Genomic DNA, 14,110 nt, shown 5'->3' with positions numbered 1-14,110 from the left:
GGGCACGTTACGCACCTGGTGCGCCGGATCGCCACCGGCACGCCGCGCAGCGTGACCGTGGCGCACCGGCGCGTCTACTTGAGTTCGACCAGCCGAGCCAGATAAGTCGTGTTCCCGACGTTGGTCAGCATGTGCACCGCGCCCGGGTCCCGGTAGACCACCCCGCCGGTCGGCTCGTCCGCGTCGATCCGGGTGCCGTCGATCGTCTGCACCACGTTCTTCGCGCCCTGGACGGCCACGACCAGATACGGGTGGTCGTGCCGGTGCAGTGGCTGCGACTCACCCGGTTCGAGCCGGATGTGCCAGACCCGGACCCGGTCGTTCTCGTACACGATCTCCTGGCCGACCGGCCCGAGCTCGACGCCGTCGCTCATCCGTCCACTCCGTTCAGCTGTGGGAGCACGTCGCTCGCGATCAGCTCCAGGTGGTCGAGGTCGGCGAGGCCGATCAGTCGCAGGTGTACCCGGGTGGCCCCGATGGCGGCGAACTCGCCGATCCGGTCGACCAGCTGGGCGGGTGAGCCGATCAGCGCGTCCTCCGGGGGCAACGCGCTCGCCACGTGCAGCGGCGCGGCGCGCCGTTCGACCTCCGCCTCGGTGCGGCCGACCGCCACCACGATGCCGGCGGAGAGCACCAGCGGTGCCCGGCCCGACTCCGTCCGGCCGACCCGGTCGCTGGCCTCGCGCACCCGGTCGTACGCCTGGGCGGTCTCCCCGACGGACTTGAACGGCATGTTGAACTCGTCGGCGTAGCGGGCGGCCAGCTCAGGGGTCCGCTTCGGGCCGCGGCCGCCGAGGATGACCGGGGGCCCGGGCACCTGCACCGGCTTGGGCAGGGCCGGAGCGTCGACCAAACGGTAGTGGTCGCCGGTGAAGCTGTACGAGTCGCCGACCGGGGTCCGCCAGAGCCCGGTGATCACCTCGAGCTGCTCGGCCAGCCGGTCGAAGCGCTCGCCGACGGGCGGGAACGGGATGCCGTACGAGATGTGCTCCCGCTCGTACCAGCCGGCGCCGATGCCCAGCTCGACCCGGCCGCCGCTCATCTGGTCGACCTGGGCGACCATCACCGCGAGCGGCCCGGGCAACCGGAAGGTGGCCGAGGTGACCAGCGTGCCCAACCGGATCCGGCTGGTCTCCCGGGCGAGGGCCGCCAGGGTCAGCCAGGCGTCGGTCGGGCCGGGCAGCCCCGGGTCGGTGCCCATGGACTGGTAGTGGTCGGCGCGGAAGTAGCCCTCGAAGCCGCAGGCCTCGACGGTCTGCGCGAAGCGGAGCTGGTCGTCGTAGCTGGCGCCCCGGTGGGGCTCGGTGAAAACGGTCACCCGCATGGTCATTGTCCGCTCGCGTCGGCGGTCATCGAATGTTCCCGCTCCATCAACAGTTCGTGCAGGTCGGCGCTGACCCGGGCGACGTCGGCGAGGTGCGCGTTGCGGCCCAGGGTGCGCGGCCGGGGGATGTCCACGTCGACGACCTTGCGGATCCGGCCGGGGCGGGGACTCAGCACCACCACCCGGTCGGCGAGCAGCACCGCCTCGTCGATCGAGTGGGTGACGAAGACGATCGTCGAGGCGTTCTCCATGTGCACGCGCTGGAGTTCACCGGAGAGCTCCTCGCGGGTGAGCGCGTCCAGCGCGGAGAACGGCTCGTCCATGAGCATCACGCGGGGATCGCCGATCAGCGACCGGCAGAGCGAGACCCGCTGCTGCATGCCGCCGGAGAGCTCGTGCGGCAGGCGCTTCTCGAAGCCGGCGAGCCCGGCCAGGTCGAGCAGCTGCCGGGCCCGCTCCCGGTACTTCGCCCGGCTCCAGCCGAAGATCTCGACCGGCAGCAGCACGTTGTCGAGCACCGTACGCCAGGGCAGAAGGGCCGGCTTCTGGAACAGCATCGCGATGTCCTGCCGGGGCTTGCTGACCGGCGTGTCCGCGACGGTGATCTCTCCGGCGCTGACCGGTAGCAGGCCGGCGATCAGCCGCAGCATGGTGGACTTGCCGCAGCCGGAGCGGCCGACAATCGCCACGAACTCGCCCTCGGCCACCTCGAGGTCGATGCCCCGCAGTGCCTCGACCCGGCCGGAGCGGCCGTCGAAGGTGCGGGACACCCCGGACAGTCGGATCATCTCCCGCACGCCTCCCTGAGTGGACGGTCAGAAATCCGCCACAGGCTAGCCCGTCGTCGTGACGTGCACACCGTCCGGGGTGGACACCAGTTTGTTTCCGTACCGCAACGCGGCACGCCTGGCGGCGCGAAGGTGGGGTTCTCGTACGCTGTGCCCGCGAAAGAGTCCCCTCTAGACGGTGATGCCGGCCTGCCCCCCGTTCGTCGGCGTCCCGCGACAACCCCTCCGGCGGCCGGCCGGCCCCGGTCGGAAAGGACATGGTGCACTGATGAGAAGGCTGACCCGTACGGTCGCCGCGGCCGCGCTGGCCACCACCCTCGCCCTGCTCGCCGGCTGCTCTGGCGGTTCGGACTCGTCCGACGACGCCAAGGGCGGCAGCGGTGGAGCCCGGGAGAAGGTGACCTACCTCACCTCGTTCGGCAACTTCGGCCGTGACGCCTACGCCTGGGTCGCGAAGGAGAAGGGCTTCTTCTCCGAGGCCGGCTTCGACGTCGACATCAAGCCCGGTCAGGGCACCGGCGCGGTGATCCAGACCATCGTCGGCGGCCAGGCCGACTTCGGCCCGATCGACCTGACCGGTGGCCTGCTGCAGCTCGGCAACGGTCAGGCCAAGGACTTCGTCGCGGTGGCCGCGATCCAGCAGCGCACCATGGCCGCCATCGCCACGCTCGACGGCAAGGCCATCGCCTCTCCGAAGGACCTGGAGGGCAAGAAGCTCGCGGACACCCCCGGCTCCGTCGTCCGCAACCTCTTCCCGACGTACGCGAAGATGGCCGGCGTGGACCCGGCCAAGGTGCAGTGGGTCAACGGTGACGCGCAGACCCTGATCCAGACGCTGGCGACCGGCCAGGTCGACGGCATCGGCCAGTTCGTCGTCGGTCAGCCCACCATCGAGGGCGTGGCGAAGAAGAAGGCCGTCCTGCTGCCGTACAGCAACGTGATGCAGGACCTCTACGGCAACGTGCTGATCACCTCGGCGAAGATCGCCAAGGAGAAGCCGGAGATGGTCAAGAAGTTCACCGCCGCGTTGATGAAGGGCCTGGAGTACAGCCTGGCCAACCCGCAGGAGGCGGCGAAGATCCTGCAGAAGAACGTGCCCGCCACCAACGTCGACTCGGCGGCCGCCGAGCTGCAGTTGATGGCCGGCTACGTGCGGTCGAGCAACTCCGGCACCGCGCTGGGCACGCTGGACAGCGGCCGGGTGGCGAAGAGCATCGCGATCCTCCAGGGCGCCGGCACCCTCAAGCAGAACATCACGCCCGAGCAGATCATCGACTTCAGCCTGACGCCGAAGGCCTGATCAGCGCAGCGGCCTGGGGTGCGTCTCGCCGGATTCCGGCGGGGCGCACCCCGACTCGCGTTCCGGCCCGGTGCCGGACGACCCGAAGGAGGAGACCATGACCGAGGTCCGGTCGGCCGAGCCGGTGACCGAACCCAAGACCGCGGAGACCGCACCGATTGCCGGTCGACGCCTGACGGCCGGGGTACGGGCCGCGGGGGCGGGGGCGGCACTGCTGCCTGCGGTCGGTCTGCTGATCGCCCTCGCCGTGTGGTGGCTCGCCGCCCGGCTGGAGCTGGTCCACCCGGCGGCGTTGCCGCCTCCGGGGGACGTGCTTACCGCGTTCGTCGACAAGCCGGCCCAGATGTTGGAGTACACCGGCGACACCACGCTGGAGATCCTGATTGGGTTCGCGCTCTCCGTGGCGGCCGGCATCCTGCTCGGGCTGGCGCTCGCCTCGTCCCGGCTGGTGGAGCGGATGTTCACCCCGCTGCTCGTCGCGGTGAACGCGGTGCCCAAGATCACACTCGGGCCGCTGCTGGTGGTCGCCCTCGGTTGGGGGCAGAAGCCCATCCTCACGATGGTCTTCCTGCTCTGCTTCTTCCCGATCGTGCTCTCCACCGCGACCGGCCTGACCACCACGCCGGCCGACCTCGCCGAGCTGGTCCGTTCCTGGAACGCCTCGCGCTGGCAGGCGTTCCGCAAGGTGCGGTTCCCCGCCGCGCTGCCGCAGATCTTCGTAGGTCTCAAGGTCGGCATGCCGCTGGCCGCGATCGGCGCGGTGATCGGCGAGTTCCAGGCGGGCGAGGGTGGCCTGGGCTACGCCATCCAGCAGTACGCGGGTGTCGGGGACACCGCCACCGCGTGGGCGGCGATCATGCTGGTCGCGCTGGCCAGCATCCTGCTCTACAGCGCTCTTGTGGTGATCGAGCGCGTCGCCCTTCCCTGGGTCCGCGAGACCACGAGCAGCCGCTGACCGCTACATCGATCGTCGACCACCTGGATCTGCACCATGGTGTGGTCCGCCGTACCCGGCGGAGGTTCGAGCCCGACCGCCCCGAGCCGGGTACGGCGGACCACACCGCGCCGTCTCACCCGGCGAGGCGCCACCGTCCGTTGCGCGCCACCAGGGTGGTGAGCGCCTGCGGCATGAGCCCGGAGTGGTTGTCCGGAGTCATCCGGATCGGGCCGGAGAGGCCGTCCAACTGTGAGGTTTCCAGCACGTCCCGGATGCCGTCCCGGTTCACCTTGTCGGCCGGGCCGCCGGCGCGCATCTGCGCGTCCGCGATGAGCTGCACCGCGTCCGCCGCGAACGACGAAGCGCCGTTGTAGCCACCGAACCGGGCGGTGTAGTCCTGGAACCACTGGCGGCGAGACGCCTTGGCCGGCGTCGTGGCGATCACGTCGTCGATCGCCATGGTCTGGGTGAATATCAGGGTCGCCCGCTCGGTGGCCTGGGCGGACTCGCCGAGGAAGAGGTCTCCGGCGGTACCGGCGTCGAAGTAGAGCGAGCCGGTGAAGTGGGCCTGCTTCGATGCCGTGGCGGCGAGCGCGGCCTGCTCCGGCGGGGTCCAGATGACCAGCGCGTCGGGCTTGCGGGAGGCGAGCGACTGGACCTGCTGGCTCACATCGGTGTCGGTGACCTTGACCGCCGCCTTGTTCGGCAACTTGATCGACGCCTTGTCCAGCTCCCGTTGCAGGGCGGCGAGCCCCTCGCGGCCGTAGTCGTCCGCGCTGTACAGCAACGCGACCTTGCGGACGCCCTTGCGGCTCAGCTCACCGGCGAGGGCGGAGGCGCTGTCGGCGGCGTTCGGGCCGAGCTTGAACACGTACCGTCGGTCCGCCACCGGGTTGGCCACCGCGCTGGAGGTGGCGAGGGCGATGGTGGGGATCTTCTTCTCGTTGATGGTCCGCACCGCGCCGATCGCGCATTCGTTGCAGCCACCCATGATGATCGCGCTGACCTGGGAATCGCCGCTGAAGTCACCGATGTTGCGCAGCGATTCGCTCGCGTCGGAGCGGTTGTCCTTCACCTTCAGTTTGATTTGCCGGCCGTTCAGGGCGCCCGAAGAGTTCAGCTGTTCGACCTTCAGTTCCAGGGCGCGTTGGTACGCCTTCCCGACGGGAGCGGCGGCGCCGGAGAGTTCGAGGTCGGCGGCGATCACGATCGGACTCGCCGCCGCGTTCTCCGTGCCGAACTGGCAACCCGTGAGTGTGCCGGCCAGTACGACGGATGCGAGAGCCGCAATGGTCGTGGAGCGGGTGGGGCTCAAGTCGTCCTCCAGGTGCGGGCGCGGGGGCTGCCCGGTCGCCGCAGCTAGTCCGTCCTCAGTGGAGAAACGGGAAGAGTGTGCCGTACGGTGTGCACGAGGCCTGCAAAACCTTGCCAACGGCGAGCGCTGTGGTCAAGCGCGGGCATCGGCCGCCGTTTTCGGGACGGCCGTCCCACATCGTGGGGCCAAGCGACGTTTGGAAACGGTCACGTTCCATACACGTGTGACCACACTGGAGTTACATGCCCAGTTCACGGGCTTGCGGAATTGAAGGTATCAGTTGACCGGAACACGGGTTCCGCGCGGTGCGACCCATATCTGCCCGCCTGCGGCTTCCCAAACAGGAGCGTCTCTGATGAAATCGCGGCCGTGCCGCGCGTGCCGCCGCGCATCGCGCCCGGCACGGTTCGGGCTTTCAGGCGTGGAAGAAACGACGGAGGCGATGTCGTGAGCACCGGACCGACGACCCTGCCCGGAAACCGTGCGAAAGCTCGGCCGGCCCGTCGGCGAATGCCCCGACTGCGTGACGTCCGGATCCGGTCGAAGCTCGCGCTGATCCTGGTGGTGCCTGTCGCCGCGGTGGTCGCGCTGGCCGCCGTCCGGCTCGTCTCGGTCGGTCAGGGCGCGTACGAGGCCACCCAGGCCCGGGAACTGACCCGGCTCGGCGTCGACGTCTCCGCCCTCACCCAGGACCTGCACCTCGAACGGATGGCCGCGGCGGCCTACCTGGCCGCCCCGCAGCGGCAGGCGGACACGTACAACCTGCGCGTACGCCAGACGCAGCAGCGGGTCGAGGCGTACCGCGCGGAGCGCAAGCGGATCGGCGACGTGCCGGCGGCGGTACGGGACCGGCTGGTCGCCATCGACGCCCACCTGGACACGCTGGACAGCACCCGCCAGGAGGTAGCGGACCGCCGGCAGATGGCGGTCGCCGAGGCGATGCTCCGCTACGGCGTGATCCTCGACGACCTGGTCGCGTACGGGGACGGGCTCGCCCAGCTTCCCGGCGGCGAGCGCATCTCCGACAGCCGCCGCGCCGTCGCCGCGTTCGCCCGCGCGAAGGCCTCGGTGGCCGAGGAGGAGGCGGTCGCCTTCTCGGCGCTCAGCGCCGGGCAGCTCGACGAGGAACAGTTCTCCTCGTTCGTGGCCACCCTGACCAGCCAGCAGGAGGCGCTGCTCGCCTTCTCGCTGGCCGCCGACCCCGAGAAGCGGGCGCTGGTGAACAGCACCGTCTCCGGTGACGCGGTCGGCCTCGCCGACCGGGTGGCGGCCGACATCAGCCGCTCGGTGGGCCAGCGTCCGCTGGTCACCGCACAGGACGCCACCTCCGCCATCGGTGCGGTCAACGACCTGATGCGCTGGGCCGAGATGCAGTTGGAGAACTCGCTCGTCGCGCAGACCGAGCAACTGCGTTCGGACGTCATCCGGCAGGCCGTGCTCGAGTCGGTGCTGGTCCTGCTGACCCTGGTCATCGCGATCACGCTCGCCGTGGTGCTGGCCCGGTCGCTCAACGGATCGCTGCGCAGGCTCCGCGAGGGCGCCCTCTCGGTGGCCAACCACGACCTGCCCGACGCCGTGGCGCGTCTGCAGAACATGGGCAGCGTGGGCGAGGGCGGTGTCGACGAGATCGTCCAGCAGGTCCGGGACCCCATCAACCTGTCCAACCGCGACGAGGTCGGGCAGGTGGCGTCCGCCTTCAACGTGGTGCACCGGGAAGCGGTTCGGGTCGCCGCCGAGCAGGCCGCGCTGCGTACCAGCGTCTCGGCCATGTTCCTCAACCTGGCCCGCCGCAGTCAGACCCTGGTCGACCGCATGATCGGCGAGCTGGACGCGATCGAGCGTGGCGAAGAGGATCCGAAGCGGTTGGCGCAGCTCTTCGAGCTGGACCACCTGGCCACCCGGATGCGCCGCAACGACGAGAACCTGCTGGTCCTGGCCGGTGCCGACTCGGCCGTGCCGCGTCGCGACGACGCGCTGCTGGTGGACGTGCTCCGCGCCGCCCAGTCCGAGGTCGAGCTCTACAACCGCATCGAGTTCGGCACGGTCGACACCGACATCTCGGTCGCCGCACACGCCGTCAACGACGTCGTCCGCCTGGTCGCGGAGCTGCTCGACAACGCCACCCGGTTCTCGCCGCCGACCACCATCGTGGTCGCCGACGGCCGCCGGATCCGCGACTACGTGCTGATCCAGATCGAGGACCGTGGACTCGGGCTGACCGACGAGCAGCTGGACTCGCTGAACCGCCGGCTCGCCGCACCGCCGACCGTCGACGTCGCGGCGTTCCGGCTGATGGGTCTGGCGGTGGTGAGCCGCCTGGCGTCGCGCTACGGAATCCGCGTCGAGTTGCGCCGCAACGTCGAGGGCGGCACCGTCGCGCAGGTGACGCTGCCGAACTCCACCGTTGTGCTGCCCAGCCTGCGTGGTAGGGACCAGGCACTCACCCCGCCGCGCCCGCGTCAGCCGATGGCGGTCGAGCGGGCACCGCACACGCCGGTCGCGCTCGCCGAACCGCCCGCGGCCCTCACCTCGGCGGCCACGCTGCCCGATCAGTGGCGCACCAGCACGCCCGCCCCGGCGCCGTGGCAGTCGCCGCTGGACGCCAGGGAGAGCGCGCCGATCGTCAACGCCGGTGGAATGACCACGCCACCGGCCCGGCCGGCGTACACCGGGGGCGGTCTCGCCGCCGACAACCCGACCGCCGCCCACCCGACGCTCACGCCGTTGCCCCGACGTGCGCCGGGAGCCGAGGCCACCGACCTGCCCGCCCCGCAGGCGCCGATCGGGTCGTTCGCCGCGCCGGCGGCCCCGCCGGTGCCACCCGCCATGCCGTCCGCGGCCGCACCGGCCGGGCCGCCCCCGGCACCGATCGCGGCTTCCCCCGAGCCGACGGCGGAGGCCCCGATCTTCCGGGAGATGGAGGCGGTCTGGTTCCGGTCACACGGCAACGACACCACGGCCATCTTCGCCCGTCCCAAGTTCGACGAACCGCCGGCCGCCGCGTCCGGTGCCCGGGCGTCGGCCGAGCCGGCGTCCGCGGTGACCACCCCGACCGCGTCGCTGCCCACCCGTACCCCCGGCGTCGGCAACACGGCCGTTCCGTCGCAGCCGCCGCCCCCCTCGTACACGCCGCCGGCGGCGGCCGCGCCGACCGCGCCTGCCGGACCGGCCGCGCAGGCGGCGCCCGCCGCACCCACCGCGCCCGCCCCGGACGCCTGGCGGACGGCGGCCGACGAGGGCTGGTCGCGCGCCAGCCGGGCGGCCGAGCCGACGGACGGCGGGACCACCCGTTCCGGGTTGCCCAAGCGGGTGCCGCAGGCACAGCTCGTGCCGGGTGGCATCGAACCCTCCCGCGGCGGCCGGGAACGCACCCGGCGCAGCCCGGACGACGTACGCGGACTGTTGTCGGCCTACCACCGCGGTGTGCAGCGCGGCCGGTCGGCCGGCACGGACCAGAACCACACTTCCGACAAGGAGACCCGATGAACAGGCCAGCGGCCATTCAGGACATGGGTTGGTTGCTCACCAACTTCGCCGACAGCGTGGCGGGTATCGCCCACGTGGTGGCGGTGTCCGCCGACGGGTTGCTGCTCGCCTCTTCCCGGGACCTGCCCGCGGACCGGGCGGACCAGCTCGCCGCGATCACCTCTGGCGTGGTGAGTCTGACCGAGGGCGCCGCCCGGATGTTCAGTGCCGGCGGCGTGCTGCAGACCGTCATCGAGATGGACAGCGGCTACCTGTTCCTGATGTCGATCAGCGACGGGTCGTCGATGGCGGTGCTGGCCGCCCGCAGCTGTGACGTGGGCCAGGTCGGCTACGAGATGGCTCTGCTCGTCGAACGGGTCGGAGCCGCGCTGGTGCCGCTGCCGCGTGACGCGGTGCGCTCGTAGCCGCAGGCGCGGTGCGTTCACAACCCTGGGGCGCGACGGCCGCGCGCAGACGACGTGACAGGAAAGGGACCGGGGCCGCCAGGCGCCGGTACGGAGAGGAGGTGATCGCGGATGGAACCCCGGCGTGACCCGCGCGGTGCGCTGGTGCGACCGTACGCGGTCACCCGCGGCCGTACGGAGCCTCGGCAGGAGATCGCCCTGGAGGCGGTCCTGATGGCCACGCCCACCCAGGCCGCCGAGTCCCGGTTCGCCGGCCACGACAAGCACCGCATCGCCACCGTCTGCGAGGGCCGGGCGCAGTCGATGGCGGAGATCGCCGCGTACACCCGGATGCCGCTCGGCGTCGCCCGGGTGCTCGTCGCCGACATGGTGGCCGAGGGCCTGCTGACGCTAAACACTGCTGCTCCCGCCGAGGGATTCGAGGAGCGGATGGAACTGCTTGGAAGGGTGCTAAGTGGACTTCGCAGGCTATGACCCCGCCGGGGGTCAGCAGAGCCGCGGGATCGTCTCCGCCAAGATCGTCATCGCGGGCGGGTTCGGGGTCGGCAAGACCACACTGGTCGGCTCGATCTCGGAGATCACCCCGCTGCGGACCGAGGCGGTGATGACCGCGGCCGGCGTCGGGATCGACGATCCGTCCAAGGTGCCGGGCAAGGAGACCACCACGGTCGCCATGGACTTCGGCCGGATCACCATGGCCCAGGATCTGATCCTGTACCTCTTCGGTACGCCGGGTCAGACCCGCTTCTGGTTCATGTGGGACGAGATCATCCGGGGTGCGGTGGGTGCCGCGGTGCTGGTCGACACCCGCCGGATCACCGACGCCTTCGCCCCGCTGGACTACTTCGAGAACCGCAACCTGCCGTACGTGGTCGCGCTGAACTGCTTCGACGGCGCCCCCCGGTACGAGTTGGAGGAGGTCCGCGAGGCGCTGGCGATCTCGCCCCAGGTGCCGCTGATCATGACGGATGCCCGGCGGCGTGACTCGGTGAAGCACGTCCTGGTCACCGTCACCGAGCACGCCATGCTGCGGCTCCAGGCCGAGCAGGGCCGGGGCTTCCCCACACCGGTCGGGTGAGGCGGCTTCCTCACATTGGTCGGGTGAGGCGGCGGGGTGCCTCCGGCGTACGACCGCCCGGCCCGACGCTGCCGCGTCGGGCCGGGCCCGAGTCGTCCGGCGGGCCGGCGATGGCGCCCGGTTCGACCGGTCCGTTCCCGGCATCGCCGCCCGGGCGGCGATGCCCGGTTCGCCGACCTGTGCCAGCGCGGATGACTGATGGTCATACCGGTGGGTAATCTCAGCGGCATGACCGCCAAGGTGACGCTGTCGTTCTCCGACGAGACGATCGAGGAGGCGCGCCGGTTCGCCAAGCGCGAGGGCATGTCGCTCTCCGCGTGGATCGACCAGGCCGCCCGGGAGAAGGCGCTGCGGGAGGTCTTCACCGAGCACGCCGCGGCCGTCGGCCGTGCCGGGATGGATTTCGAGTCGGCCGCCCTCGCCGACGCGCGTGAGGTGGGCATGGTCGACGACCTGCTCTTCCGCGGGCGACCGCGTGCTGCGTAGGGGAGAGGTCTGGCGCATCGAGGGCGCCCGGGAACGACTCGGACTGGTGATCAGCTCGGACGTCTACAACTCCACCGAGGTGCCCATCGTGATCGTGGCCGAGGTGGTCGAGCAGGCGCTGCTGCGCGACTCGCCGCTCGCCGTGTCCATGGGCGGCTACGTGGTGATGCCCGACCGCCTCTCCTCGCCCATGAAGAAGTGGTTCACCGAGTGCGTGGACGTCGCCGACATCGACACGATGCGCCGGGTCGGCCGGGCGCTGCGCATCCTGCAACAGCTCTGAACCCACCCCGTCGGCCGGCGGGGTAGGCTGCCGTGCGAACCGGCCGCGGGCGTGTCCCCGGTCATGACTCCGGTCGGGCCGTGACTCCCGCCGGGCACGTAGGGCGGGACCCCGCTTTGACCAGCCCACCGGGCGCCGGGTATCGTTGCCTGCTGTTGTACGACATCCAGAGGCGTGCCGCATCAGGTACGCTTGGTCGTTCGTGCGCGCCTGGTGACCCGGCGCGCGGACCCCAGACCGACGACGAGACAAGGTAGACCTGTGCGTACGTACAGCCCGAAGCCGGGTGAGATCGAGCGTCAGTGGCACGTCATCGACGCTTCTGATGTCGTGCTGGGCCGCCTGGCCACCCACGCCGCCACGTTGCTGCGTGGCAAGCACAAGCCGACCTTCGCGCCGCACGTCGACACGGGCGACTTCGTCGTCATCGTGAACGCGGGCAAGGTTGCGCTGACCGGCAACAAGCGTCAGCAGAAGATCGCCTACCGCCACTCCGGTTACCCGGGTGGTCTGAAGCAGGTCGGCTACGACGAGCTGCTGACCAAGCGTCCGGAGCGGGCCATCGAGCTGGCTGTCAAGGGGATGCTGCCGCACAACAAGCTCGGCCGTAAGCTCATCAAGAAGCTGAAGGTCTACGCCGGTGCCGAGCACCCGCACGGCGCCCAGCAGCCGGTGCCGTTCGAGATCAAGCAGATCGCGCAGTGAGCGCGGGCGAAGGAATCAGCATGACCGACATCACCGCCACCGAGGTCGCCCCCGAGGCCACCGAGGCGCCGGCGCCCGTCGCCCGCGCGCCTCGTGGAGACCGCCCGATCCAGACCGTGGGCCGCCGCAAGGAGGCCATCGTCCGGGTCCGCATCGTGCCGGGCACTGGCAAGATCACCTGCAACGGCCGCGACCTCGAGGCCTACTTCCCGAGCAAGGTGCACCAGCAGCTGATCAAGGATCCGCTGGTGACCGCCGAGAAGCCGGAGGCCTTCGACGTCATCGCCAACCTGCGTGGCGGCGGCATCACCGGCCAGGCCGGTGCGCTGCGGCTGGCCATCGCCCGGGCGCTGATCGTCAACGAGCCGGACGACCGCCCGGCCCTGAAGAAGGCCGGCTTCCTGACCCGGGACGCCCGGGTCAAGGAAAGCAAGAAGTACGGCCTCAAGAAGGCCCGCAAGGCTCCCCAGTACTCGAAGCGCTGACCAGCAGTCGCGCGTTGTACGCCTGACGGACGGCCGGTCCGCCTCCTTTTCGACGGGAGGTGGGCCGGCCGTTTCGCTTCTTCTCTGTCGACCGCTTCATCGGAGGTTTGGCGGGTATGGGTCGGTTGTTCGGTACGGACGGCGTCCGCGGACGGGCGAACGTGGATCTCACACCCGAGCTGGCGCTCGCGGTGGCCGTCGCCGCCGCGCACACGCTCGCCGAGACCGACCGGAGTCATCCGCCGGTCGCGGTGGTCGGCCGGGACACCCGGGCGAGCGGCGAGATGCTGGAGGCCGCCGTTGTCGCGGGCCTGACCAGCGCCGGTGCCACGGTGATCCGGGTCGGAGTGCTGCCCACTCCGGCGGTGGCGTTCCTGACCGCCGAGGCCAAGGCCGACCTGGGCGTGATGCTCTCCGCGTCGCACAACCCGATGCCGGACAACGGGATCAAGCTGTTCGCGGCCGGGGGGCACAAGCTCCCCGACGAGATCGAGATGAAGATCGAGGCCGCGATCGAGGCGAACGCCACCTCGGCCTGGGACCGCCCGGTGGGGGCCGGCGTGGGGCGGGTACACGACCTGCTCGACGGCGCCGACCACTACGTGCAGCACCTGGTCGGCACGGTGCCACACCGCCTCGACGGGATCAAGGTCGTGGTCGACTGCGCGAACGGCGCGGCCGCCGAGGTCGCCCCGGTCGCGTACCGGGAGGCCGGCGCCGAGGTGATCGCCATCCACGCCGAGCCGAACGGGCTCAACATCAACGACGGGTGCGGCTCCAACCACCTCGAGGCGTTGCGCGCCGCGGTGGTCGAGCACGGCGCGCACCTGGGTATCGCGCACGACGGCGACGCCGACCGTTGCGTGGCGGTGACCGCCGACGGTGACGAGGTAGACGGCGACCAGGTCATGGCGATCCTCGCGCTCGCCATGCGGGAGGCCGGGATGCTCACCGACGACACGCTCGTCGCGACAGTGATGAGCAACCTCGGACTGCGGCTGGCGATGTCCGCCGAAGGCATCCGGCTGGTGGAGACCAAGGTCGGCGACCGGTACGTGCTGGAGGAGCTGCGCGCGTCCGGGCTGGCCCTCGGCGGTGAGCAGAGCGGGCACATCGTCATGCCCGCGTACGCGACCACCGGCGACGGCGTGTTGACGGGCCTGCACCTGATGTCGCGGATGGCGGCCACCGGGCGTTCGCTGGCCGAGCTGGCCGCTGTGGTGACCAAACTCCCGCAGGTGCTGATCAACGTGCCGGTCGGCGACCGTACCGTCGGCGCCGCCGCGCCGGCCGTACGTGCCGAGGTCGAGCGGGCCGAGAACGAGCTGGGCGGCACCGGGCGGGTGCTCCTGCGCCCCTCCGGCACCGAGCCGCTGGTCCGGGTGATGGTCGAGGCCGCCACCGAGACGGCCGCCCGCGCAGTCGCCGAGCGGATCGCCGACCAGGTCCGCACCGCCAGCCCGGTGGTCTCCTGACCGCGTCCCTGGACGGACAGACAGTCGTCCTGCCCTGACCGCCG

General features: G+C 71.0%; 15 protein-coding genes. 11 read left to right on the top strand and 4 right to left on the bottom strand.

Going from position 1 to position 14,110, the window contains the following annotated elements; genetic code table 11:
• Positions 1 to 74 precede the first annotated feature (74 nt).
• The 3 genes from BXA10_RS00890 to BXA10_RS00880 are packed head-to-tail and all read right to left on the bottom strand — an operon-like array spanning position 75 to position 2,112.
• Positions 75 to 374 (bottom strand): cupin domain-containing protein, encoded by a 300-nt coding sequence (locus BXA10_RS00890; protein ID WP_076466633.1) that lies wholly within the window; start codon positions 372 to 374, stop codon positions 75 to 77.
• Positions 371 to 1,324: an LLM class F420-dependent oxidoreductase gene (locus BXA10_RS00885; RefSeq protein ID WP_076466632.1), complete on the bottom strand. Its 954-nt coding sequence runs from the start codon at positions 1,322 to 1,324 to the stop codon at positions 371 to 373. Before BXA10_RS00885 ends, BXA10_RS00890 begins: the two co-directional genes overlap by 4 nt.
• 2 nt (positions 1,325 to 1,326) lie before the next feature.
• On the bottom strand, positions 1,327 to 2,112 hold the full coding sequence (locus tag BXA10_RS00880) for an ABC transporter ATP-binding protein (protein ID WP_076467285.1): 786 nt from the start codon (positions 2,110 to 2,112) through the stop codon (positions 1,327 to 1,329).
• Between the two features lie 268 nt (positions 2,113 to 2,380).
• Between BXA10_RS00880 and BXA10_RS00875 the strand changes: the two genes are divergently transcribed.
• Together BXA10_RS00875 and BXA10_RS00870 are read left to right on the top strand one after the other, a co-directional pair.
• Entirely contained in the window at positions 2,381 to 3,412 is a 1,032-nt protein-coding gene (locus BXA10_RS00875; protein ID WP_076466631.1) for an ABC transporter substrate-binding protein, read from the top strand.
• Positions 3,413 to 3,509: 97 nt separating this feature from the next.
• Entirely contained in the window at positions 3,510 to 4,367 is an 858-nt protein-coding gene (locus BXA10_RS00870) for an ABC transporter permease (protein WP_076467283.1), read from the top strand.
• Between the two features lie 115 nt (positions 4,368 to 4,482).
• Here BXA10_RS00870 and BXA10_RS00865 read toward each other — a convergent pair whose 3' ends face one another.
• The gene (locus BXA10_RS00865; protein WP_076466630.1) at positions 4,483 to 5,664 is read right to left on the bottom strand and encodes an ABC transporter substrate-binding protein; all 1,182 of its coding nucleotides are present in this window, start codon (positions 5,662 to 5,664) and stop codon (positions 4,483 to 4,485) included.
• Between the two features lie 447 nt (positions 5,665 to 6,111).
• On the opposite strand from BXA10_RS00865, the gene BXA10_RS00860 reads away from it, so the two are divergent.
• The 9 genes from BXA10_RS00860 to glmM all read left to right on the top strand — a co-directional run bounded on the left by BXA10_RS00860 (position 6,112) and on the right by glmM (position 14,066).
• Positions 6,112 to 9,150 carry a sensor histidine kinase gene (locus BXA10_RS00860; protein WP_076466629.1) on the top strand — a complete coding sequence of 1,013 codons (3,039 nt, stop codon included), beginning with the start codon at positions 6,112 to 6,114 and terminating at the stop codon, positions 9,148 to 9,150.
• On the top strand, positions 9,147 to 9,554 hold the full coding sequence (locus BXA10_RS00855; protein WP_076466628.1) for a roadblock/LC7 domain-containing protein: 408 nt from the start codon (positions 9,147 to 9,149) through the stop codon (positions 9,552 to 9,554). Before BXA10_RS00860 ends, BXA10_RS00855 begins: the two co-directional genes overlap by 4 nt.
• 111 nt (positions 9,555 to 9,665) lie before the next feature.
• Positions 9,666 to 10,028, top strand: a complete 363-nt coding sequence (locus BXA10_RS00850; RefSeq protein ID WP_076466627.1) for a DUF742 domain-containing protein — start codon at positions 9,666 to 9,668, stop codon at positions 10,026 to 10,028.
• Positions 10,009 to 10,632, top strand: a complete 624-nt coding sequence (locus tag BXA10_RS00845) for a GTP-binding protein (RefSeq protein ID WP_076466626.1) — start codon at positions 10,009 to 10,011, stop codon at positions 10,630 to 10,632. The genes BXA10_RS00850 and BXA10_RS00845 overlap by 20 nt, the downstream gene beginning before the upstream one ends.
• A 198-nt stretch (positions 10,633 to 10,830) precedes the next feature.
• The gene (locus BXA10_RS00840; RefSeq protein ID WP_076466625.1) at positions 10,831 to 11,118 is read left to right on the top strand and encodes a DUF6364 family protein; all 288 of its coding nucleotides are present in this window, start codon (positions 10,831 to 10,833) and stop codon (positions 11,116 to 11,118) included.
• A complete protein-coding gene (locus BXA10_RS00835; RefSeq protein WP_076466624.1) occupies positions 11,108 to 11,401 on the top strand; it encodes a hypothetical protein in 294 nt (97 codons plus the stop codon). Before BXA10_RS00840 ends, BXA10_RS00835 begins: the two co-directional genes overlap by 11 nt.
• 261 nt (positions 11,402 to 11,662) lie before the next feature.
• Positions 11,663 to 12,106 carry a 50S ribosomal protein L13 gene (gene rplM / locus BXA10_RS00830; RefSeq protein ID WP_018720634.1) on the top strand — a complete coding sequence of 148 codons (444 nt, stop codon included), beginning with the start codon at positions 11,663 to 11,665 and terminating at the stop codon, positions 12,104 to 12,106.
• Between the two features lie 20 nt (positions 12,107 to 12,126).
• Complete coding sequence (gene rpsI / locus BXA10_RS00825) at positions 12,127 to 12,591, top strand: 30S ribosomal protein S9 (RefSeq protein WP_076466623.1); 465 nt, start codon at positions 12,127 to 12,129, stop codon at positions 12,589 to 12,591.
• 116 nt (positions 12,592 to 12,707) lie between these two features.
• Positions 12,708 to 14,066 carry a phosphoglucosamine mutase gene (gene glmM, locus BXA10_RS00820; RefSeq protein ID WP_076466622.1) on the top strand — a complete coding sequence of 453 codons (1,359 nt, stop codon included), beginning with the start codon at positions 12,708 to 12,710 and terminating at the stop codon, positions 14,064 to 14,066.
• Positions 14,067 to 14,110 lie beyond the last annotated feature (44 nt).

The sequence above is a fragment of the Micromonospora avicenniae genome (assembly GCF_900156065.1).
GTDB classification, from domain to species: Bacteria; Actinomycetota; Actinomycetes; order Mycobacteriales; family Micromonosporaceae; genus Micromonospora; species Micromonospora avicenniae.
This window is presented reverse-complemented; position numbering and strand designations above follow the sequence as displayed.

Coding starts and splice junctions, on each gene's coding strand:
- BXA10_RS00890 (WP_076466633.1), bottom strand. CDS start 374: ATGAGCGACGGCGTCGAGCTCGGGCCGGTCGGCCAGGAGATCGTGTAC.
- BXA10_RS00885 (WP_076466632.1), bottom strand. CDS start 1,324: ATGCGGGTGACCGTTTTCACCGAGCCCCACCGGGGCGCCAGCTACGAC.
- BXA10_RS00880 (WP_076467285.1), bottom strand. CDS start 2,112: ATGATCCGACTGTCCGGGGTGTCCCGCACCTTCGACGGCCGCTCCGGC.
- BXA10_RS00875 (WP_076466631.1), top strand. CDS start 2,381: ATGAGAAGGCTGACCCGTACGGTCGCCGCGGCCGCGCTGGCCACCACC.
- BXA10_RS00870 (WP_076467283.1), top strand. CDS start 3,510: ATGACCGAGGTCCGGTCGGCCGAGCCGGTGACCGAACCCAAGACCGCG.
- BXA10_RS00855 (WP_076466628.1), top strand. CDS start 9,147: ATGAACAGGCCAGCGGCCATTCAGGACATGGGTTGGTTGCTCACCAAC.
- BXA10_RS00850 (WP_076466627.1), top strand. CDS start 9,666: ATGGAACCCCGGCGTGACCCGCGCGGTGCGCTGGTGCGACCGTACGCG.
- BXA10_RS00840 (WP_076466625.1), top strand. CDS start 10,831: ATGGTCATACCGGTGGGTAATCTCAGCGGCATGACCGCCAAGGTGACG.
- rpsI (WP_076466623.1), top strand. CDS start 12,127: ATGACCGACATCACCGCCACCGAGGTCGCCCCCGAGGCCACCGAGGCG.
- glmM (WP_076466622.1), top strand. CDS start 12,708: ATGGGTCGGTTGTTCGGTACGGACGGCGTCCGCGGACGGGCGAACGTG.